The following is a 20,108-nucleotide window of genomic DNA, read 5'->3' as shown; positions in this document are numbered from 1 at the left end:
ACGGTCTGACCGCCTTCGGACACGACCCGCTGTGGCTGGTGCTCATCAAGGCCGTCGGGATCTTCGGCTACCTGGTGCTGACGGTCCTGGTGGGAATCCTGGCCGAACGCAAGATCCTGGGTTACATGCAGCTGCGGCCGGGCCCGAACCGCACCGGGCCGTGGGGCACGCTGCAGAGTCTGGCCGACGGCGTCAAGCTGGCATTGAAGGAAAGCATCACCCCCAAGGGCGTCGACTGGTTCGTGTACTTCGCGGCACCGGCCATCTCGGCGATTCCCGCATTCACCGCCTTCGCCTTCATCCCGATGGGCCCGGAGGTGTCGATCTTCGGTCATTGGACGCCGCTGCAGCTGACCGACCTCCCGGTCGCGGTGCTGTTCATCCTGGGTTTGTCGGCCATCGGCGTCTACGGCATCGTGCTCGGCGGCTGGGCGTCGGGGTCCACCTACCCACTGCTGGGTGGGGTGCGCTCGACCGCCCAGGTGATCTCCTACGAGGTCGCGATGGGGTTGTCCTTCGCGGCGGTGTTCCTGTTCGCCGGCTCGATGTCGACATCGCAGATCGTGGCCGCGCAAGACCGCGTCTGGTACATCTTCCTGCTGCTGCCGTCCTTCGTGACCTACCTGATCTCGATGGTCGGCGAGACCAACCGGGCGCCGTTCGACCTGCCCGAGGCCGAAGGCGAGCTGGTCGCCGGTTTCCACACCGAGTACTCGTCACTGAAGTTCGCGATCTTCATGCTTGCCGAATACGTCAACATGACCACCGTTTCGGCGCTGGCGGCGACGATGTTCCTGGGCGGCTGGCACGCGCCGTGGCCGTTGAACCTGTGGGAAGGCGCCAATCACGGCTGGTGGCCGCTGCTGTGGTTCACCGCCAAGGTGTGGACGTTCCTGTTCATCTACTTCTGGCTGCGCGCCACGCTGCCCCGGTTCCGCTACGACCAGTTCATGTCGTTGGGCTGGAAGCTGCTGATCCCAGCTTCGCTGGTGTGGATCATGATCGCGGCCGTCATCCGCACCCTGAAGAACCAGGGCTATCAGCACTGGACCACGGTGCTCGTGATCAGCAGCCTGGTCGTGGCCGGGGTACTGATCGCCACCCTGCGAAAACCGTTCAGTGCGCCCAGCGCACGGGCACGGGCCCGCCAGCGCAGCAAACAACAGCAGGAAGCGGGCAGTGTCGAACCGGCATTCCCCGTCCCGCCGCTGCCCATGAAGAAGCTCGACCAACCCGTCGGCGCGGTAAAGGAGAAGGCGCGTGGCTAAATTCTTGGACGCCCTGGCCGGCTTCGGGGTGACATTCGGGTCGATGTTCAAAAAGAACATCACCGAGGAGTACCCGGAGAAGCCGGGGCCGGTGGCGCCCCGCTACCACGGCCGTCACCAGCTCAACCGCTATCCCGACGGGCTGGAGAAGTGCATCGGCTGCGAGTTGTGCGCCTGGTCCTGCCCGGCCGACGCGATCTACGTCGAAGGCGCGGACAACACCGAGGAGGCACGGTATTCGCCGGGTGAACGGTACGGCCGCGTGTACCAGATCAACTATCTGCGCTGCATCGGCTGCGGTCTGTGCATCGAGGCCTGCCCGACACGGGCGTTGACCATGACCAACGACTACGAGTTGGCCGACGACAATCGCGCCGACCTGATCTACGAGAAGGACCGGTTGCTGGCCCCGTTGCTGCAGGACATGCTGGCACCCCCGCACCCCCGCGCCGAGGGCGCCACCGACAAGGACTACTACCTGGGCAACATCACCCCCACCGGCCTGCGCAAGTCCCAGGAAGCCGGGGATCGGCGATGATTGCCAATCTGGCGGCGGACGTGCTGGTGCGCACCTCCACCGGCGAGGCCGTGATGTTCTGGGTGCTCGGCATCGCGGCGCTGATCGGCGCCCTCGGAGTGGTGCTGGCCGTCAACGCCGTCTACTCGGCGATGTACCTGGCAATGACCATGCTCATTCTCGCGGTCTTCTACATGGCCCAGGACGCGCTCTTCCTGGGTGTCGTCCAGGTGGTGGTCTACACCGGCGCGGTGATGATGCTGTTCCTGTTCGTGCTGATGCTGATCGGCGTCGACTCGGCGGAATCGCTGAAGGAGACGCTGCGCGGTCAGCGCGTCGCCGCTGTCGCCACCGGCATCGGGTTCGGCATCCTGCTGATCGCCGCCATCGGCAACGTAGCGACCGGCGGCTTCTCCGGCCTGAGTGCGGCCAACGGCAACGGGAACGTCGAAGGCCTTGCGGCGCTCATCTTCTCCCGCTACCTGTGGGCCTTCGAACTCACCAGTGCGCTGCTGATCACCGCAGCGGTCGGGGCGATGATCCTGGCGCACCGCGAGCGCTTCGAGCGCCGCAAGACCCAACGCGAGCTCGCCGAGGAACGCTTCCGTCCGGGTGGACACCCCACCCCCCTGCCCAACCCCGGTGTCTACGCGCGGCACAACGCCGTCGACGTGGCCGCGTTGCTCCCCGACGGCTCCTATTCGGAGCTGTCGGTCTCCAGGATCTTGCGCACGCGCGGGGCCGACGGTCTCGAAACCCCGTCCGCGGAAGCGGTTTCGGGTGGCCGCAAAGGGGACCGGTCATGAATCCGGCCAATTACCTGTACCTGTCGGCGCTGCTGTTCACCATCGGGGCCGCCGGAGTGCTGCTGCGGCGCAACGCCATCGTCATGTTCATGTGCGTCGAGCTGATGCTGAACGCGGTCAACCTGGCGTTCGTCACCTTCGCGCGCATGCACGGCAGGCTCGACGGACAGATGATCGCGTTCTTCACCATGGTGGTGGCCGCGTGTGAGGTCGTGATCGGCCTGGCCATCATCATGACCATTTTCCGGGCCCGCAAATCGGCGTCGGTCGACGACGCAAATCTACTCAAGGGTTAACGACGCCAACATGATTCACTACACCTGGCTGCTGGTGGCACTGCCTCTGGCGGGTGCCGCAATCCTGTTGTTCGGCGGCAGGCGCACCGACGCGTGGGGGCACTGGCTAGGCACCCTGGCCGCGCTCTCGGCATTCGGCGTGGGTGCGACGCTGCTCGCCGAGATGCTCGGCAGCGCCGAGGGCGACCGCACCATTCGCCAGACCCTGTTCAGCTGGATCCCGGTCGGCGGGCTGCAGGTCGACTTCGGGTTGCAGATCGACCAGCTGTCCATGTGTTTCGTGCTGCTGATCTCCGGCGTGGGATCGTTGATTCACATCTACTCGATCGCCTACATGGCCGAAGACGAGGACCGCCGCAGGTTTTTCGGGTATCTCAACCTGTTTTTGGCCTCCATGCTGCTGCTGGTGGTCGCTGACAACTACGTGCTGCTCTACGTCGGCTGGGAAGGCGTGGGCCTGGCGTCCTACCTGCTGATCGGCTTCTGGTACCACAAACCCACGGCGGCGACGGCGGCCAAGAAGGCGTTCGTGATGAACCGGGTCGGGGACGCCGGGCTGGCGCTGGCCATGTTCTTGATGTTCGCCACCTTCGGCACCGTCTCCTACAGCGGCGTCTTCGCCGGTGCGCCCGCCGCCAGCACCGGCGTGCTGAACGCGATAGGCCTGTTGCTGCTGATGGGGGCATGCGCCAAGTCGGCCCAGGTTCCGCTGCAAGCCTGGCTGGGCGACGCCATGGAGGGCCCGACCCCGGTGTCGGCGCTGATCCACGCCGCGACCATGGTGACCGCCGGTGTGTACCTCATCGTGCGGTCCAACCCGGTGTTCAACCTGGCGCCCGACGCGCGCCTGGCCGTCGTCATCGTCGGCGCGGTGACCCTGATGCTGGGGGCCTTCATCGGCTGCGCCAAAGACGACATCAAGCGCGCCCTGGCCGCATCGACAATGAGCCAGATCGGCTACATGGTGCTGGCCGCCGGCCTCGGCCCGGCCGGCTACCCGTTCGCGATCATGCACCTGCTCACCCACGGCTTCTTCAAAGCCGGCCTGTTCCTCGGCTCCGGGTCGATCATCCACGCCATGCACGAAGAACAGGACATGCGCCGCTACGGTGCGCTGCGCAAAGCCCTGCCGATCACGTTCGCCACGTTCGGGCTCGGCTACCTGGCGATCATCGGGGTCTGGCCCTTTGCCGGGTTCTTCTCCAAGGACGCGATCATCGAGGCGGCGCTGGGTTCCGGCGGCATCCGTGGCTACGTGCTGGGCGGGGCCGCGCTGCTGGGTGCGGGAATCACCGCGTTCTACATGACCCGCGTGATGCTGATGACGTTCTTCGGCAAGAAACGCTGGGCGCCCGGCTCGCATCCGCACGAGTCACCCGCGTTGATGACGGCGCCGATGATCCTGCTGGCGTTCGGCTCGGTGTTCTCCGGCTTCCTGTTCACCTATGGCGACTCCCTGCGGCGCTGGCTCGAACCGGTTGTCGGAGTGCACGAGGAGTCCGCGCACGGCATCCCGGCGTGGGCGGTCAGTGCCGCGGCCTTGAGTGTCGTCGTCGTCGGCATCGCGGTCGCCTACCGGATGTACGGCGGCAAGGCCGAGATCCCACGGGTGGCCCCGGCTCGGGTCTCGGTGCTGACCACCGCTGCACGCGCCGACGGTTACGGCGACGCCTTCAACGAGGAGGTCTTCATGCGCCCCGGTGCGCAACTGACACACGCGCTGGTCGAGGTCGACGACGCCGGCGTGGACGGCTCGGTCAACGGGCTCGCCGCGCTGGTGGGCCGGACGTCGAATCGGTTGCGCAGCCTGCAGACCGGCTTCGCCCGCAACTACGCGTTGTCGATGCTGCTCGGTGCCGCCGTGCTGGCCGGTGCGCTGCTGGCGGTGAACCTGTGGTGAACTTCCCCTGGTTGAGCGTGCTGTGGCTGCTGCCGCTGGCCGGCTCGGTGCTCATCATCCTGCTGCCGCCGGGGTTGCGCAGGGTGGCCAAGTGGACCGGCTTGGTGGTCAGCATCCTGACGCTGGCGGTTTCCCTGGTGGTCACGGTCGGATTCAAGGCCGGCGGAGATACCTACCAGTTCGTCGAAAAGCGCACCTGGATACCGGCTTTCGGGGCCGGTTACACGCTGGGCGTGGACGGTATCGCGCTGATCCTGGTGTTGCTGACCACGGTGCTGGTCCCGCTGCTGCTGGTGGCGGGCTGGAACGATGGGAAAGAAAGCAGCCCCCGGGGCGTGCACGCCTACGTCGCCCTGACGCTCGCGATCGAATCGATGGTGCTGATCTCGGTGGTCGCCCTCGACGTGCTGCTGTTCTACGTCTTCTTCGAAGCCATGCTCATCCCGATGTACTTCCTGATCGGCGGCTTCGGCCACGGGGCCGGGCGGTCGAAGGCAGCGGTGAAGTTCTTGCTGTACAACCTGTTCGGCGGGTTGATCATGCTCGCGGCGGTGATCGGGCTGTACGTGGTGACCGCCCAGCACTCGGTAGGTGGTGGGGCCGGCACCTTCGACTTCCGCGAGATCGTGACCGGCGTGCAGTGGGGCCGTTACAGCGACGTCGATCCCGCCGTCTTCAAGGCGCTGTTCCTGGGCTTCATGTTCGCGTTCGCCGTCAAGGCACCGCTGTGGCCGTTCCACCGCTGGCTGCCCGACGCTGCGGTGGAGTCGACCCCGGCCACCGCCGTGTTGATCACCGCGGTGATGGACAAGGTCGGTACCTTCGGCATGCTGCGCTACTGCCTGCAGCTGTTCCCGGACGCCTCAACCTATTTTCGTCCGGTGATCGTGACGCTGGCCATCATCGGGGTGATCTACGGCGCCATTGTGGCAATCGGACAGGCCGACATGATGCGTTTGATCGCCTATACCTCGATCTCGCACTTCGGGTTCATCATCGCGGGCATCTTCGTGATGACCACCCAGGGTCAGAGCGGCTCCACGCTCTACATGCTCAACCACGGCATCTCCACCGCGGCGGTGTTCCTGATCGCCGGTTTCCTGGTCTCCCGGCGCGGCAGCAGGTTGATCGCCGATTACGGCGGGGTGCAGAAGGTGGCCCCGGTCCTGGCCGGCACCTTCCTGGTGTCCTGTATGGCCACCCTGTCGCTGCCCGGGCTGGCACCGTTCGTCAGCGAATTCCTGGTGCTGCTGGGCACTTTCAACCGGTACTGGCTGGCCGCGGCGTTCGGAGTCACCGCGCTGGTGCTGGCGGCCATCTACATGCTGTGGCTGTACCAGCGCGTGATGACCGGACCGGTGGCCGCCGGCAACGACAAGATCCGTGATCTCGCCGGCCGCGAAATGATCGTCGTCGCACCGCTCATCGCATTGCTGCTGGTACTCGGGGTCTACCCGAAACCGATACTGGACGTAGTCAATCCGGCCGTCGCCAACACGATGCGCACGATCGGGCAGCACGATCCCAAGCCCGTCGTGCCGATGAACGGCGTACCCCGTAGAGCCGAAGGACCGCACCGATGAACCTGTCCACCATCAGCGTCGAATACTTCCTGCTGTCGCCGATGTTCATCGTGTTCGGCGTCGCGGTGGTCGGCGTGCTGGTCGAAGCGTTCGTACCGCGCCGGAGTCGCTATGGCGCGCAGGTGATCTTGACTCTCGGCGGCTTCGTCGCCGCGTTCGTCGCGGTCGTACTGGTGGCGCGGTCGGTACCCGCAGATGGTCAGCGCGCGGTGCTCGGCGCGATGGCGGTGGACCGTCCGGCGCTGTTCCTGCAGGGCACCGTGCTGCTGGTGGCGGTACTGGCCACCATCTTCGTCGCCGAGCGCAGCCATGTCGTGACGAAGACGAAGGTCTTCGCGGGCCTGGATTCCTTTACCCCGCAAGCCTCCTCGGTGCCCGGTAGCGACATCGAGCAGGAGGCGCAGCGCGCCGGAGCCGCCCAAACCGAGCTGTTTCCGCTGCTGACGCTGTCGGTCGGCGGCATGCTGGTGTTCCCCGCGTCCAACGACCTGCTGACCATGTTCGTCGCGCTGGAAGTGCTGTCGCTGCCGTTGTATCTGCTGTGCGGACTGGCCCGGCACCGCCGGCTGCTGTCGCAGGAGTCGGCGCTGAAATACTTTCTGTTGGGCGCGTTCTCGTCGGCGTTCTTCCTCTACGGTGTGGCGTTGCTGTACGGGGCGACCGGCACCCTGAACCTGAACGGTATCCGCGATTCGCTTGCGGCCCAGAACGATACGACGATGGCTCTGGCTGGTGTGGCCCTGCTGTCGGTGGGCCTGCTGTTCAAGGTCGGCGCCGTCCCCTTCCATTCCTGGATTCCCGACGTGTATCAGGGCGCACCCACGCCCATCACTGGCTTCATGGCGGCGGCCACCAAGGTTGCGGCCTTCGGGGCGGTGCTGCGGGTGATCTACGTTGCGCTGCCGCCCTTGCATGCTGATTGGCGTCCGGTGCTGTGGGGGGTCGCGATCCTGACCATGGCCGTCGGCACCATCACCGCCATCAACCAGACCGACGTCAAGCGGATGCTGGCCTATTCGTCGGTGGCACACGTCGGCTTCATCTTCACGGGCGTGATCGCCGACAATTCCGCCGGCCTGTCAGCAACGTTGTTCTACCTGGTCGCCTATAGCTTCAGCACGGTGGGCGCGTTCGCGATCGTCGGCCTGATCCGCGACGCCGACGGTGTGGAAGAGGCGTCTTTAGCGCGCTGGGCCGGCCTGGGCCAGCGCTCCCCCATTGTCGGCGTGATGCTGTCGATGTTCCTGTTGGCGTTTGCCGGCATTCCGCTGACGAGCGGCTTCATCAGCAAGTTCGCGGTGTTCCGGGCGGCCGCCCAGGGCGGTGCGGTTCCGCTGGTGATCATCGGTGTGACGTTCAGCGCGATCGCGGCCTACTTCTACGTGCGGGTGATCGTGTCGATGTTCTTCACCGAGCCCACCGAAGACACGCCGCGGGTGGTGGAGCCCGGCGTACTGAGCAAAGCCGCAATTGCGGTGTGCGCGTTGGTGACTGTGGGGTTGGGGATCTTCCCGCAGCCGGTATTGGACCTGGCCGACCAGGCCGGGCAGTTGCTGCATTAAGAGGAGCTAACTCCGGCCGAGTACCCCTCGGAAGAACCCGGCCTGGAAGTCGCCGATAATGAAAAATCCCGAGCTGAACATGCCCAGATTGCCGACGCCGGTGTTGCCGTAGCCAGGGTTGAAAGCGCCGATATTCGCCCCTCCGGTGTTCCAGATTCCGACGGCGCTGCCGCCGGAGTTGAAGAGCCCCGTGGTGAACGGTGCGGTGTTACCCACGCCGGAGCTGGGGCCGTTGAACCACGACGGGTCGGAGTTGCCATAGCCGGACGAATTATGGGTCGAGTTGAAAAACCCGGAGGTATTGGGTGCGGTGTTACCGAAACCCGACGTCGTCGCTCCGACCGGAGTGGTTGAGCTGCCGATCCCCGTGTTCAGGCCGCCCGCGTTGAACAATCCCGTATTGGTACCACCCGAACTGCCCCAACCGGTGTTCCGGTCACCGGCATTCGAGAAGCCGGTGTTGTATTCACCGGTGTTGGCCGACCCGGTGTTGTTGTCGCCGGCGTTGCCGAAGCCGAAGTTCAACAAGCCGGCGTTTCCGGAGCCGAAGTTGAGGCTGCCCGCGTTGCCGATGCCGAAATTGCTGGTACCGAAGTTGCCGATACCGACATTGTCACTTCCTGAGTTCCAGAACCCGGTATTCAAGTTTCCGGAATTGCCGAAGCCGAAGGAGCCGTTACCGGAGTTGAAGAAGCCGACGTTGCCGTCGCCGGAGTTGCCGAACCCGATGTTGCCGTTGCCGGAGTTGCCGAAGCCGATGTTGCCGATCCCGGTGTTCAGCGCACCGATGCCGATCTGATTGTCGCCGGTGAGCCCGAAGCCGATGTTGTTGTTCCCGGTGTTGCCGAACCCGAAGTTCCTGTTCCCGAAGTTGCCGAAACCGACGTTGTCTGAGCCGATGTTGGCGGCACCCAAGTTGGTGGCTCCCCGGTTCGCACTGCCGATGTTGTTACCGAAGTTCCCTTCGGTCGGATGAGAACTGTTGGCGCTGCCGAGGTTTCCGTTGACGTTGTTGCCGATGCCGAAGTTGCCTTGGCCGTGGTTGCCCAAGCCGATATTCAGCTGGCCGTCGTTGCCGAAACCGATATTGATGGCCCCGTAGTTGCCGAACCCGACGTGGTAATCACCCCGGTTTCCGCCGCCGAAGTTCAGGTTTCCCTGGTTGCCACCGCCGAAGTTGCGGCTACCGACGTTGCCGCTGCCCAGGTTCAGGTCCCCGAGATTTCCGCCGCCCAGATTCCAGTTCCCGATGTTTCCCAGGCCGGTGTTGAGGGCGGGAAACGTTTCCAGCATGGCAGTCCAGGGCGACAATGCGGCCGCCGCTGCCGAGGCGCCGCCGTGATAACCGACCATCGCTGCCACATCGGCAGCCCAGAACTCTTCATAAACACTCTCCGCCGCCGCGATCGCGGGCGCGTTCTGCCCGAACACATTGGATAACACCAACTGCACGAACGCGTTTCGGTTAGCTGCCACGGCCACCGGGTGCACAATTGCCGCGCGGGCCGCTTCGAACGCGCTGACAACACCCTGAGCCGAAGCCGACATGCTTGACGCCTGAGTAGCGGCCGCCGAAAGCCAGCTCGCATACGGCGTCGCTGCGGCGACCATCGCCTGCGCCGCCGCACCCTGCCACGCTTGACCCGTCAGATCCGAGACCACGGTCGCGAAAGACTGTGCGGGATCCCGCTAATTCGACGGCCAGCCCGTCCCAGGCCGCGGCCGCGGCCAACATCGGCACCGAACCCGCACCGGCCAGCATTCGCAACGAGTTGACCTCGGGCGGTAGCGTGAAAAAACTCAAGGTGGTATCCCCTTCGAGGGTTCCAGTCGGGCCGTGGTCCGCCCTCTCGGGCCACCCGCGAATCTAGGCGACTTCGCAGCCGGATTCCGGGAAATCACCAGATTGGCTTGTCACCAAACAGAATTCAGATCAACCGGGCATGGGCCCGGTCCGGGTCAGCGGAAGATTCCGGCCACGTCGTCGCTCCGGTTGAACGCGCCCGCACTGCCGTTGCCCCAGTTCGACACGCCACTGCTCTGGCTGCCAACGTTTCCGATGCCGGTGCTGGCGCTTCCGGAGTTCCAGACGCCAACCGAGCCCTCTGCGGCATTGAACCAACCCACCAGTCCTGATCCGTTGTTGCTGATCCCGACGTTGCCGCCACCCACATTGTTGAATCCGGACATGTAGAGGCTCGCCCCGACCTCGGTGTTCTGGAATCCCGACGTGTGGTCGCCGGTGTTGAAGAACCCCGAGGTGCCTATTCCGCTGTTGCCGAATCCCGACCACGTCACGCCCACCGGGGTCGTGGAGCTGCCTATACCGGTGTTCAGATCGCCCGAGTTCATCACGCCGGTATTGGAGTCACCCGAGTTGCCGTAGCCGGTGTTGAAGTAACCCGAGTTGAAGTCACCGGTATTGGCGTTGCCGGCGTTGAAACTGCCGGTATTGGACGAACCGGCGTTACCGAGCCCCATGTTGCCGTAGCCGCCGTTACCGATACCCATGTTGAAGTCGCCCGCATTGCCGACGCCGAAGTTGGCGTAACCCGCATTTCCGACTCCGGTGCCGAACGAGCCTGCGTTCCAAAAGCCGGTGTCCGTATTACCGGCATTACTGAAGCCGAAGTTCCCGTCGCCGGAGTTGAAGAACCCGACGTTTCCGTTGCCGGAGTTGAAGAACCCGATGTTGTTGTTGCCGGAATTCCCGAAACCGAGGTTTCCGATGCCACCGTTCAGAGCACCGATGCCGAATTGGTTGTCGCCGCTGAGTCCGAATCCGATGTTGTTGTTACCGCTGTTGCCGAATCCGAAGTTGTAGCTCCCGTTGTTGCCGAACCCGACGTTGTTCCAGCCATTGTTGCCGCTACCGAGATTGAACCAACCGAGATTGCCGCTGCCGACGTTGCGGTCACCGATGTTGCCACCACCCAGGTTCCCGTCGCCGCTGTTACCCAACCCGAAGTTGCTGTTGCCGAAGTTGCCGCTGCCCAGGTTGAGGCTGCCGATGTTTCCGCTGCCGAGGTTGGTGTGTCCGAGGTTGCCACTGCCCAGGTTGAAGAAGCCCTCGTTTCCGCTGCCGATATTCAGGTTGCCGACGTTGCCGCCACCGAAGTTCACGTTTCCGGCATTGCCGCTGCCCAGGTTCAGGTCGCCGAAGTTGCCGCCGCCGAGGTTCCAGGCACCGATGTTGCCCAGGCCGGTGTTGATATCCGGGAATGTGATTGCCGCTGGCGCAGACACTGTGCCGACGATCGGAGCCAAGGGGCCCAGGTCGAGCAGGAACGCCGGGGTAGCGGCGGGGCCGAAGATGCCGGACTGGTTGTCGCCCTGGTTGAAGAGGCCGGCGCTGAACTGGCCCGCGTTGCCGACTCCCGAACTGTTGTTACCGCTGATGCCGATGCCTGATGCGAACAGCGCGGAATTGAAGAAGCCGACGCCGGAGTCACCCGTATTGCCAATCCCTACGCTGGCAAAGCCCGAGTTGTTGAAACCTGACGTGTAGGCGTTGTTGTTGTTGAAGCCAGACACTTGACCCCACCCCATGATGGGGTCGGAATTGTTGAAGCCGGAGGAGTTATTCGCCGAGTTGTAGAACCCGGAGCTGCCGGTGCCGGTATTGCCGATCCCAGACGAGGTCGCCCCGAGCGGCGTCGTGGAACCACCGATTCCGGTGTTGAAGTCGCCTGAATTGAGCAGACCCGTGTTGGTGTCGCCTGCGTTGCAGATTCCGGTATTGATTGAACCCGAATTCGAGAAGCCCGTGTTGTACTGCCCGGAATTGAAGAATCCGGAGTTGTTGAATCCCGAATTGCCGGACCCGGCATTATCGAAACCGGCATTCGCCGATCCAAAATTGGAGCTACCGGCATTGCCGAAGCCCATGTTGAGGCTGCCCGCGTTGCCGAAGCCGGTGTTCGTGCTTGCCGCGTTCCAGAACTCGGTGTTGGTGCTTCCGCCATTCGAGAACCCAAAGTTTCCGTTTCCGGAGTTGAAGAGGCCGACGTTCCCGTCGCCGGAGTTGAAGAACCCGATGTTGTTGTTACCTGAGTTCCCGAAACCGATGTTCCCGAGGCCGGAGTTCAGCGCGCCGATACCGAACTGATTGTCGCCGGTGAGACCGAAGCCGATATTGTTATTGCCGGAGTTGCCGAAACCGAAGTTGAAATTGCCGTTGTTTCCGAAGCCGACGTTGTGCAAGCCGAGGTTGCCGCTGCCCAGATTGAAGGCGCCAGCGTTGCCACTGCCGAAGTTCGTGCCACCGACGAAGGTGGACGGATGGAAGGTGTTTCCGAAACCCAGATTCCCACTGCCGAGGTTGCCCAGACCGAAGTTGCCGCTACCTCTGTTGCCGAGCCCGATATTCACGTTACCGGAATTGCCGAGTCCCAAATTGGTGGAACCGATGTTCCCAAATCCGAAATTGCTGTAACCGAGATTTCCGAAGCCGAAGTTCGTGGCACCGGTGTTCCCGCTACCGACATTCGCATTCCCGGAGTTACCGCCGCCCAGGTTGAAGTCACCGATATTGCCGCCGCCGAGGTTCCAGGACCCGATATTTCCCAGACCGGTGTTGAACTCCGGGATCGTGGCCGCCGCCGCGCTCGCCGCCACCTGGCCGAGGCCAGTCAATCCAGCCAACGACGAACCCCACGACGCGAGCGCAGACACAGCCGCCGATGCCCCGCTGTAGTAGCCGACCATTGCCGCCACGTCGGCAGCCCAGAACTCCTCGTAGATACTCTCGGCGGCCGCGATAGCCGGCGCATTCTGGCCGAAGATATTCGACATCACCAACTGCACGAACGCATTTCGGTTCGCTGCCACCGCCAGGGGGTGTATGGTCGCGGCCCGCGCCGCCTCGAACGCACTCACCGCCGCCTGCGCCGATCCGGCGGCGCCCACCGCCCGCGCCGCCGCCGCACTCAACCACGCCGCATACGGCGCCGCCGCAGCCGCCATCGCCTCCGCCGCGGCGCCCTGCCACGCTTGAGCCGCCAACCCAGACGTCACCGACGAGAACGACTGCGCCGCCGTCGACAATTCGTCGGCCAAACCATTCCAGGCCGCCGCTGCCTGCAATAGCGGAGCCGGGCCTGCGCCGGAAAGTAGCCGCACGGAGTTGATTTCCGGCGGTAGTCCGAAGAAACTCATCAGACGCTCCCCTTCGTTGAGTCACAGGCCGCAACCGACCCACCGGACACACACTGTATGACTTTTCCTCGTGGCTATCCGGCAAATGCACAAACCTCATGCAATAGCGACTCGCCTGAACGGAACACGCGCTCCGATCAATTCAGAAAGGGCCGGGTGGCCAGTACATAAATGGCCACCACCGCGAACGGGGCCAACAGCGGCAGCCACGGCACCTGCAGCGGGAACGACGTCGCAACCAACCCGACGAAGGTAAACCCCACAGCACCAACAACCGTCGTCCAGGATTGAGCGAGGTGTCGGCTCGTCAGGTAGCCCACCGCGCAGAGCCCGGACAGCGCAGCAAGTACCGGTGAGCTATCCGCGACGACGATCGCCGCGACCGCCGACAACACGGCAACCGTTGCCGCGGCGCGTATGACGAGTCCCGCTCCCACCGCCAGCACCGCGATCGCCGGAAATGCCAACGCAGGCCCGTGCGTGTCGATGGCGGCCAGTCCAACCATCAGCAGCCCAAGAACTGTCGGCATCTCAACGCCTGCCCTGTCCCCGGACCCGACGCCGGCGGTCCGGCAGTCCACCCAGCGAATGTTCCAGTGAGCGATCCCCCGGCCAGGACAGCACATCCACGCCCACCGTCGCCATGTCGCGGTACATGGCAGACCGTTGCAACGTCCACATACGGATGATCAGCGGATCATGCTCGCCTTCGAATGGGGAGTTGTCGAGGACGTCGACAGCTACCACCACATGGCCGCGCCTGCGCAAGTCGATCAGTGCCAGGGCGAATTCGGTGTCGAGCAGGGTGGAGAACGCAAAGACGATCGCACCCGCCGGTACCGCGGCACGGGGTGCCAGCGTGCCGGTGGCATTGTCGAACTGCTCGCCGGCACCCAGCACGGTGTCGAGCACCCGGTAGAACTGACGTTGGCCGATGTCGGCGCCCAGCCAGCGCGGCCGGTTGCCGCCCAGCGCGACGATGCCGGCGCGATCTCCGTTGCGCAACGCGGTTTGTACCACCTGCGCGGCGCCCCGCACTACGCGTTCGGTGGCGGCGGTCGCCGGACCCGCGGGCTGACGGTACGTGTCGATCAGCACCACCACGTCGGCCGCGCGGTCGGTCAGCCGTTGCGTGACGTGCAATCGTCCCCGCCGCGCGCTCACCGCCCAGTTCACCGCGCGCAGTTGGTCGCCGGGGACGTAGGGCCGAATATCGGCATATTCGACACCCGGGCCGATGTGCCGGGTCAGGTGGGCACCCAACCGGTCGAGCAACTCGGTCTGCGGAATGGACGTGGACTGTGGTGGCGTCAAAGGGAATACGATGACGTTGGATACATCGGCGGTCCCCTTGCCCTGCACCAGACCGCCGCGGGCGAGGACGTCGACGCGGGCCGTGATCGGATAGCGGCCCCAACGTTGCGCCACCGCGGTCACCGCTTTTCCCTTACCGGCATCCGCAACCTCGAGTTCCATGCCGGGAAGCGCGGATACCGCCAGCTCGACCGTCGCCTCCACGGAATCCGTTGTTGTCCAGACCTTTATCCGTGCCTCTTCGAGCTCGAAACATCGCTGGGCATCTGGCTCACCATGCACCTGCACGGTCGGGACTGGGTGTTGCCAACCCAGCGAGCACAAGACCCCGAGCAGCGGCGCCGCGAAGGCGATGAGCTGCCAGCGTCCACTGATGACCGCAGCGACCAGCGCGACGCCCGCACAGGTGGCGATTGCCAGCGTCAATGGCGATGCGCGCCAGCGCAACTCGACTTCCCGAGTCTGGATCACGCCGATCCGCCGTTAGCCCGCGGCACAGGCAGGCGTCGCAACAATTCCCCGACCACGTCAGCACCCTGGATCTTGCGCACCCACATCTCGGGTCGCAACGTAATACGGTGTGCGACAGCGGCTGTGGCAAGCGCCTTCACGTCCTCGGGAATCACGAAGTCGCGGCCGAGCAACAGCGCCCGGGCGCGCGCGAGTTGAACGAGGTCGAGTTCCGCACGCGGACTGGCCCCGACCGCAACCTGCGGATGATGCCGGGTGGCGGTGGCCAGCGACACCACATAGTGCAGGACATCCTCGTGCACCGTGACCTGCTCGACCGATTCGCGCATTGTCAGCAGATCGTGCACGTCGACAACCTGGTTCACCGTCGGTTGGGCCGAGCCACGGTCCAGCCGTCGGCGCAGCATCGCCGCCTCGTCCTGCTCGGACAGATAGCGCAGTTCCAGGCGGATCGCGAACCGGTCCAGTTGTGCCTCCGGCAGCGGATAGGTGCCTTCGTACTCGATCGGATTGTCGGTAGCCAGGACGATGAACGGCGTTGGCAGGCGGTGGGTTTGACCGTCGATGCTGACCTGACCCTCGGCCATCGCCTCGAGCAGGGCGGCCTGCGTCTTGGGCGGCGTGCGGTTGATCTCGTCGGCGAGCAGGAGGTTGGTGAAGATCGGTCCGCGCCGGAAATCGAAACGGCCGGACTGCATGTCATAGATCGTCGAACCGAGCAGATCGGCCGGCAGCAGGTCCGGAGTGAATTGCACCCGGGTGAATTCCAGTCCCAGTGCCGAGGCGAACGAACGTGCGATCAGAGTCTTGCCGAGACCGGGCAGGTCTTCGATCAGCACATGGCCGCCCGCGAGGACGGCGGTCAAGATCAGCGTCAGAGCCGAACGCTTCCCGACCACGACGCGTTCGATTTCATCTAGTACTGCTTCACAATTGGCGGTGGTCTTCTCGGCCGGCATCGTCATACCTGTTCCAACTTTCGCAGAATCTCTTCCAGCGCCGCCCGTCCGGGACCCGATTGCCGGTGGCTATCGGTATTCCCGACGTTATTTGGATTAACCCATTCCCATAGCTGAGCTCCGAACAGCATCTCGCCGGTCGCGTTGTAAGCCGCCGGATCCTTCGCCTGCCGTTGGCCGGTGGCCATCTGGTAGCGCCGCGCCAACATCGGGCGCAAGTGACGATCCCAGTCCGCGCGGGTCGATTCCGACCATCGGATCGTGGTCTCGGTCGTGGCCAGCCAACGGCGCAATCCCTCGCCGGGATCGTCGGAGTCCGGTTCGGCGACCGATTCGTTCGGGTGTCCCAGGACACGGCGAACATTGAGCAGCACCAATGCCAGACCCACCCCGGCCGCGGCGAGCACGAACCGCCGGTCCTGCAGGATCAGTGCCAGGGCCTCGGTGCCGAGGATGAGCAAAATGCCAAGCACGATAAGCTTTTTCATGGTCGCGCACCTGACCGCGGTGTGATTTCTTCGAGGACGAGTTCGAGCACACGAACCGCGGTCTCCCGGTGGACCTCGTTCATCACGTGGGGGCTGAACCGCGCTTCCTCGAACAAATTGACCAGCTGGACGGCGTTTTCGGCATGCAGCGCATGGTGTTCGACGGCGCGGGCCAGCACTTCGGTCGGCGTGTCGAAATCCTGGGGGACCGCGCCGGGGACGTTGGCCAGCTCACGTTCCATCGCTGCGTAGCACGCGATGATCGCCTCGCGGGGTTCGCGGCTGAGGTCGGTCATTTCGGCGAGACCGACTTCGGCTGCGCGCACCAGCGTTTCGGACGCGGTCTGGGGCGGCGGCGCATCGCTGTCACCATCGCGGGTGGTTTTCGTGGTCGGCGTGGGTCGTCGACGTCGCGACGCGATGGCACCGCCGATGAACAACATCAGCAGCACAGGCGCACTCGCGAGCAGGATTCCGAGCGTGTCGGTGGAGTCTTTGTGCTGCGGCGGTTGTTTCGGTGGCTGTCCGGTGCCCGAACCGGTTGACGGCGTTGTGGTCGAGTTCTGTTGCGCCGCATCGAGTCCCAGATCAGGTGGGACGAACAGCCGGGAGAGCAGGATTGCGGTCAACAGCCACGCGACGATCACCCCCAGTCCGATCAGGACGACGCGCCAACTAGGTCGAGCACTGCCACGGCCAAGCAATTGGGACAACTCACCGGCACTGGGCGCTGCGGCACGCGGGTCGCGTAGCCGGGCGACGATCGAAAACGCCACCAGCACGAGCGTGCCCGCGAGCGCCGCGGTCAGGAACATCAGTGCCGCCGGACTGCCGCCCGATTCCCGCACGCTGGAACCGTGATGAGCGGGTAGGTAACCGCGCAAAGCCGCGGCGACCACGATCAGCAGGGCGATCATCAGGACAACGCGTGCGGTGGGCTTGTCGACTCGCCCCATAGCCGAAGGCTAGCCGTGGCGGCGTGCCGCGGTCCAGAACGGTGGTGCTCCACAACTCGCGACCGTGCCAGAGCACCGGCCAGCAATACGGGGTATAGTCGAACATATGTTCGAGTCACACGATATTCCCGCTGCTCAACGGGCCATGGAAGCTGAACTGATCGCCCGGATCACCGCCTGCGAACACGCCAAGAGCGTCGCAGCCGCCGAACAGGCCCGCGCCACCGCCGCCCTGGCTGTGGTGCGGTGCAGCGCCGAAGCCGCCACCGGAGTACCCGCCCGCAAACAGGGACGCGGATTGGCCAGCGAGATCGCCCTGGCCCGGCACGATTCCCCCGCCCGCGGCGGCCGCCACCTCGGCTTCGCCAACGCCCTGGTCCACGAAATGCCGCACACCCTGGCCGCACTGGAATCCGGTGCGTTGTCCGAATGGCGCGCCACCCTGATCGTGCGCGAATCAGCCTGCCTGGACCTTCAGGACCGCCAAACGCTGGACCGCGAACTGTGTGCAGATGTCACGGCACTGCACGGGATGGGTGATCAACGGGTGACCGCAGCGGCCAAGGCCATCGCCTACCGTCTCGACCCGCATGCCGTCGTCGAGCGCGCCGGGAAAGCCGAGCATGAGCGCACCGTGACCATCCGGCCCGCTCCCGACACCATGACCTGGGTCAGCGCCCTGCTTCCGGTGGCCAAAGGTGTCGGCGTCTACGCTGCGCTGCGCCGCGCCGCCGACACCACGTTCGACGGCCGCTCCCGCGGCCAAGTCATGGCCGACACCCTGTTCGAATGCATCACCGGCACCCCCGCCGACGTACCTGCCCCTGTCGACGTCAATGTGGTCATCTCCGACGAGACACTGCTCGGCGACGGCAACGAACCAGCCGTACTCGACGGCTACGGACCCATCCCCGCCGCGGTTGCCCGCAATCTGATCGGCAGCGCCCTGGCCGACGCCCGCTCGCGGGCCACCTTGCGCCGCCTCTACACCCACCCCAAAACCGGTGCCCTGCTCGCCATGGAGTCCCGCTCCCGCACCTTCCCCCGCGGGCTGGCCCACTTCATCGGGCTACGCGACCAAACCTGCCGCACCCCCTACTGCGACGCCCCCATCCGCCACCGCGACCACGCCCAACCCCATCACTGCGGCGGACCCACCACCGCGCATAACGGCCTGGGCACCTGCGAACACTGCAACTACGCCAAGGAAGCACCTGGCTGGAGCGTCGAAACCAGCACCAACACCGGTACCCACACCGCCACTTACACCACCCCCACCGGTGCCCGCTACCAATCCACCGCCCCGCCGCCGGTCGGCCGCCCACGAATCGAGCTCAGCGAAATCGAAGCAGCTGTCAAGATCACGCTGATCGACCGACATGCCGCCTGAGTGGATTCAGACTGTGAACGGTGTGAAGCTGCCATCGAGCACCTGGTGGTGACCGATGGTGCGGCCGGTGACCTCGCCGGGGTCGACGTGCGTCAGTTGCACAGCGGCCTGGGCGAATTCCTCGGCGGAACTCACGTCGTCGAAACCGCGCGCGTAATAAGACAGCCCCGGCGTCATGATCGGCTTGGACGGCGCCAGGGCGTTGACCGCAATGTGGTAGTCGGCCAGGTCGAACGCCGCGCACTGGGTCAGGTGTTCGAGGGCGGCTTTGGAGCCGCCATATCCCGGCAGCACCCCGGCGCCACGGTCGGCGTAGGGTCCGTCGCCGGGCAGCCGCGAGGCGATCGAGGTGATGTTGACGATCGATCCGCCGCCAGCCTCGATCATGTCCGGGCAGACCAGTTGCATGAGTTCGTATGCGGCGAAGATCGAGATCTCGAAGTGCCGGCGATAGGCAGCCAGCGGAACGCTGACGAAGCCCGGCCAATCGGGCTTGGGCGCTGTGTTGGCCGCTTTGGCGCGACGCTGCGCTCCCGGCCGGCCGGGAGCGGTGAAGGCGGCGTTATTGATCAGGGTCGTGATGGGCCCCAGGGCGTCCCGCGCCTCGGCGACCACCCGGCCGATGTCGTCACGGTCGGTCAGATCGGCCCGCACCGCCACCGCCCGGCCCCCGGCCGATTCGATCTCGGCCACCGTCTCGCCGATGGTGCCGGGCAGCCGCTCGTCCCAAACCGCCTCGGTGCGCCCGACGACGGCCACCGGGGCGCCGTCGGCGGCCAGCGCCAGCGCGATTGCCCGTCCCAGCCCGCGACTGGCACCCGTGACGATCGCGGTCACCGGTTGACCCCGTGCACGACGATGGCGGTGGTCTGGTCGACCCAGGCGTCGTCCAACTCCGGATACAGCAGCACCCTCAGCATGGTGGCTCCCCCTATCAACTCGATGAGCCGGCCCGGATCGACGTCGGGATGGGCTTCGCCGCGTTCGATGGCCTCGCGCAGTCGCACCCGGACCGCCTCGAAAAGGCCGGCGAACCGGGCCATCACCCGTGCGTTGAGTTCCGGGTCCGCGGTCATGTCCGCCATGAGCCCGGGCAGCGCAGCGCGCACCACGGGTGTGGTGAAGATGTCGCGCGTGGCTTCGAACATCATCCGAATGTCGGCGGCGAAGTCCCCCGCCGGCGTTTCCAGGGCAGTCGGCGCAACCGGAAAGGCAGCCTCGTGAACCAGCTCGGCCTTGCTCGACCACCTTCGGTACAGTGCCGACTTAGTGGTTCCCGCCCGTTCGGCGACCGCGGCCAGGCTCAGATTCGAATACCCGATCTGCACAAGCAGTTCCGAGGTCGCCGACAAGATGGCCGAGTCGATGCGCGGATCGCGCGGCCGCCCGGCGCCCGAGGCCTTGTCAAGGGATGGCAGGTCTGCTTTCATAACGCTACCTA

At 65.0% G+C, this 20,108-nt stretch carries 16 protein-coding genes and 1 pseudogene; 8 read left to right on the top strand and 9 right to left on the bottom strand.

Going from position 1 to position 20,108, the window contains the following annotated elements; translation table 11 throughout:
- The first annotated feature begins 5 nt into the window (after positions 1–5).
- From nuoH to nuoN, 7 genes are read left to right on the top strand one after another with little or no spacing between them, the layout of a single operon-like run.
- Positions 6–1,268 (top strand): NADH-quinone oxidoreductase subunit NuoH, encoded by a 1,263-nt coding sequence (gene nuoH, locus ACZYZ9_RS17565; RefSeq protein ID WP_463827778.1) that lies wholly within the window; start codon positions 6–8, stop codon positions 1,266–1,268.
- Positions 1,261–1,806, top strand: coding sequence for an NADH-quinone oxidoreductase subunit NuoI (gene nuoI, locus ACZYZ9_RS17560; RefSeq protein WP_463827550.1), 546 nt, complete (start codon positions 1,261–1,263; stop codon positions 1,804–1,806). Before nuoH ends, nuoI begins: the two co-directional genes overlap by 8 nt.
- Positions 1,803–2,591 carry an NADH-quinone oxidoreductase subunit J gene (locus tag ACZYZ9_RS17555; protein ID WP_463827549.1) on the top strand — a complete coding sequence of 263 codons (789 nt, stop codon included), beginning with the start codon at positions 1,803–1,805 and terminating at the stop codon, positions 2,589–2,591. Before nuoI ends, ACZYZ9_RS17555 begins: the two co-directional genes overlap by 4 nt.
- A complete protein-coding gene (gene nuoK, locus ACZYZ9_RS17550; protein ID WP_067408785.1) occupies positions 2,588–2,887 on the top strand; it encodes an NADH-quinone oxidoreductase subunit NuoK in 300 nt (99 codons plus the stop codon). The genes ACZYZ9_RS17555 and nuoK overlap by 4 nt, the downstream gene beginning before the upstream one ends.
- A gap of 10 nt (positions 2,888–2,897) precedes the next feature.
- Complete coding sequence (gene nuoL / locus ACZYZ9_RS17545) at positions 2,898–4,787, top strand: NADH-quinone oxidoreductase subunit L (RefSeq protein ID WP_463827548.1); 1,890 nt, start codon at positions 2,898–2,900, stop codon at positions 4,785–4,787.
- On the top strand, positions 4,781–6,370 hold the full coding sequence (locus ACZYZ9_RS17540) for an NADH-quinone oxidoreductase subunit M (RefSeq protein WP_463827547.1): 1,590 nt from the start codon (positions 4,781–4,783) through the stop codon (positions 6,368–6,370). Before nuoL ends, ACZYZ9_RS17540 begins: the two co-directional genes overlap by 7 nt.
- Positions 6,367–7,932, top strand: coding sequence for an NADH-quinone oxidoreductase subunit NuoN (nuoN, locus tag ACZYZ9_RS17535; RefSeq protein WP_463827546.1), 1,566 nt, complete (start codon positions 6,367–6,369; stop codon positions 7,930–7,932). Before ACZYZ9_RS17540 ends, nuoN begins: the two co-directional genes overlap by 4 nt.
- 6 nt (positions 7,933–7,938) lie before the next feature.
- Here the strand turns inward: nuoN and ACZYZ9_RS17530 are convergent.
- From ACZYZ9_RS17530 to ACZYZ9_RS17500, 7 genes and pseudogenes are all read right to left on the bottom strand, one after another.
- Positions 7,939–9,736, bottom strand: a pseudogene (locus ACZYZ9_RS17530) (PPE domain-containing protein).
- 155 nt (positions 9,737–9,891) lie between these two features.
- Positions 9,892–13,089 (bottom strand): PPE domain-containing protein, encoded by a 3,198-nt coding sequence (locus ACZYZ9_RS17525; RefSeq protein ID WP_463827545.1) that lies wholly within the window; start codon positions 13,087–13,089, stop codon positions 9,892–9,894.
- 137 nt (positions 13,090–13,226) lie between these two features.
- A complete protein-coding gene (locus tag ACZYZ9_RS17520) occupies positions 13,227–13,619 on the bottom strand; it encodes a hypothetical protein (protein WP_463827544.1) in 393 nt (130 codons plus the stop codon).
- 1 nt (position 13,620) lies between these two features.
- The gene (locus tag ACZYZ9_RS17515; protein ID WP_463827543.1) at positions 13,621–14,874 is read right to left on the bottom strand and encodes a DUF58 domain-containing protein; all 1,254 of its coding nucleotides are present in this window, start codon (positions 14,872–14,874) and stop codon (positions 13,621–13,623) included.
- The gene (locus ACZYZ9_RS17510; protein ID WP_463827542.1) at positions 14,871–15,839 is read right to left on the bottom strand and encodes an AAA family ATPase; all 969 of its coding nucleotides are present in this window, start codon (positions 15,837–15,839) and stop codon (positions 14,871–14,873) included. Before ACZYZ9_RS17510 ends, ACZYZ9_RS17515 begins: the two co-directional genes overlap by 4 nt.
- Complete coding sequence (locus tag ACZYZ9_RS17505; protein ID WP_463827541.1) at positions 15,836–16,321, bottom strand: hypothetical protein; 486 nt, start codon at positions 16,319–16,321, stop codon at positions 15,836–15,838. The genes ACZYZ9_RS17510 and ACZYZ9_RS17505 overlap by 4 nt, the downstream gene beginning before the upstream one ends.
- On the bottom strand, positions 16,318–17,277 hold the full coding sequence (locus ACZYZ9_RS17500; RefSeq protein WP_463827540.1) for a DUF4129 domain-containing protein: 960 nt from the start codon (positions 17,275–17,277) through the stop codon (positions 16,318–16,320). Before ACZYZ9_RS17500 ends, ACZYZ9_RS17505 begins: the two co-directional genes overlap by 4 nt.
- Before the next feature lie 106 nt (positions 17,278–17,383).
- Between ACZYZ9_RS17500 and ACZYZ9_RS17495 the strand changes: the two genes are divergently transcribed.
- Positions 17,384–18,667, top strand: a complete 1,284-nt coding sequence (locus ACZYZ9_RS17495) for an HNH endonuclease (protein ID WP_463827539.1) — start codon at positions 17,384–17,386, stop codon at positions 18,665–18,667.
- 6 nt (positions 18,668–18,673) lie between these two features.
- On the opposite strand, the gene ACZYZ9_RS17490 is transcribed toward ACZYZ9_RS17495, so the two are convergent.
- Both ACZYZ9_RS17490 and ACZYZ9_RS17485 read right to left on the bottom strand, forming a co-directional pair.
- Positions 18,674–19,504 carry an SDR family NAD(P)-dependent oxidoreductase gene (locus ACZYZ9_RS17490; protein WP_463827538.1) on the bottom strand — a complete coding sequence of 277 codons (831 nt, stop codon included), beginning with the start codon at positions 19,502–19,504 and terminating at the stop codon, positions 18,674–18,676.
- On the bottom strand, positions 19,501–20,097 hold the full coding sequence (locus tag ACZYZ9_RS17485; RefSeq protein WP_463827537.1) for a TetR/AcrR family transcriptional regulator: 597 nt from the start codon (positions 20,095–20,097) through the stop codon (positions 19,501–19,503). The genes ACZYZ9_RS17490 and ACZYZ9_RS17485 overlap by 4 nt, the downstream gene beginning before the upstream one ends.
- Between the last annotated feature and the right edge of the window lie 11 nt (positions 20,098–20,108).

Source organism: Mycobacterium sp. IDUB_28 (genome assembly GCF_055419285.1).
Note: the sequence above shows the minus strand (reverse complement) of the source record. Positions and strands in the feature narration are given on the sequence as shown.

Bases quoted from the DNA above. Each gene is read 5' to 3' on its own strand.
- nuoL (WP_463827548.1), top strand. From the start codon at position 2,898: ATGATTCACTACACCTGGCTGCTGGTGGCACTGCCTCTGGCGGGTGCC.
- ACZYZ9_RS17505 (WP_463827541.1), bottom strand. From the start codon at position 16,321: ATGAAAAAGCTTATCGTGCTTGGCATTTTGCTCATCCTCGGCACCGAG.
- ACZYZ9_RS17555 (WP_463827549.1), top strand. From the start codon at position 1,803: ATGATTGCCAATCTGGCGGCGGACGTGCTGGTGCGCACCTCCACCGGC.
- ACZYZ9_RS17500 (WP_463827540.1), bottom strand. From the start codon at position 17,277: ATGGGGCGAGTCGACAAGCCCACCGCACGCGTTGTCCTGATGATCGCC.
- nuoN (WP_463827546.1), top strand. From the start codon at position 6,367: ATGAACCTGTCCACCATCAGCGTCGAATACTTCCTGCTGTCGCCGATG.
- ACZYZ9_RS17510 (WP_463827542.1), bottom strand. From the start codon at position 15,839: ATGACGATGCCGGCCGAGAAGACCACCGCCAATTGTGAAGCAGTACTA.
- nuoK (WP_067408785.1), top strand. From the start codon at position 2,588: ATGAATCCGGCCAATTACCTGTACCTGTCGGCGCTGCTGTTCACCATC.
- ACZYZ9_RS17485 (WP_463827537.1), bottom strand. From the start codon at position 20,097: ATGAAAGCAGACCTGCCATCCCTTGACAAGGCCTCGGGCGCCGGGCGG.
- ACZYZ9_RS17495 (WP_463827539.1), top strand. From the start codon at position 17,384: ATGTTCGAGTCACACGATATTCCCGCTGCTCAACGGGCCATGGAAGCT.
- ACZYZ9_RS17525 (WP_463827545.1), bottom strand. From the start codon at position 13,089: ATGAGTTTCTTCGGACTACCGCCGGAAATCAACTCCGTGCGGCTACTT.
- ACZYZ9_RS17520 (WP_463827544.1), bottom strand. From the start codon at position 13,619: ATGCCGACAGTTCTTGGGCTGCTGATGGTTGGACTGGCCGCCATCGAC.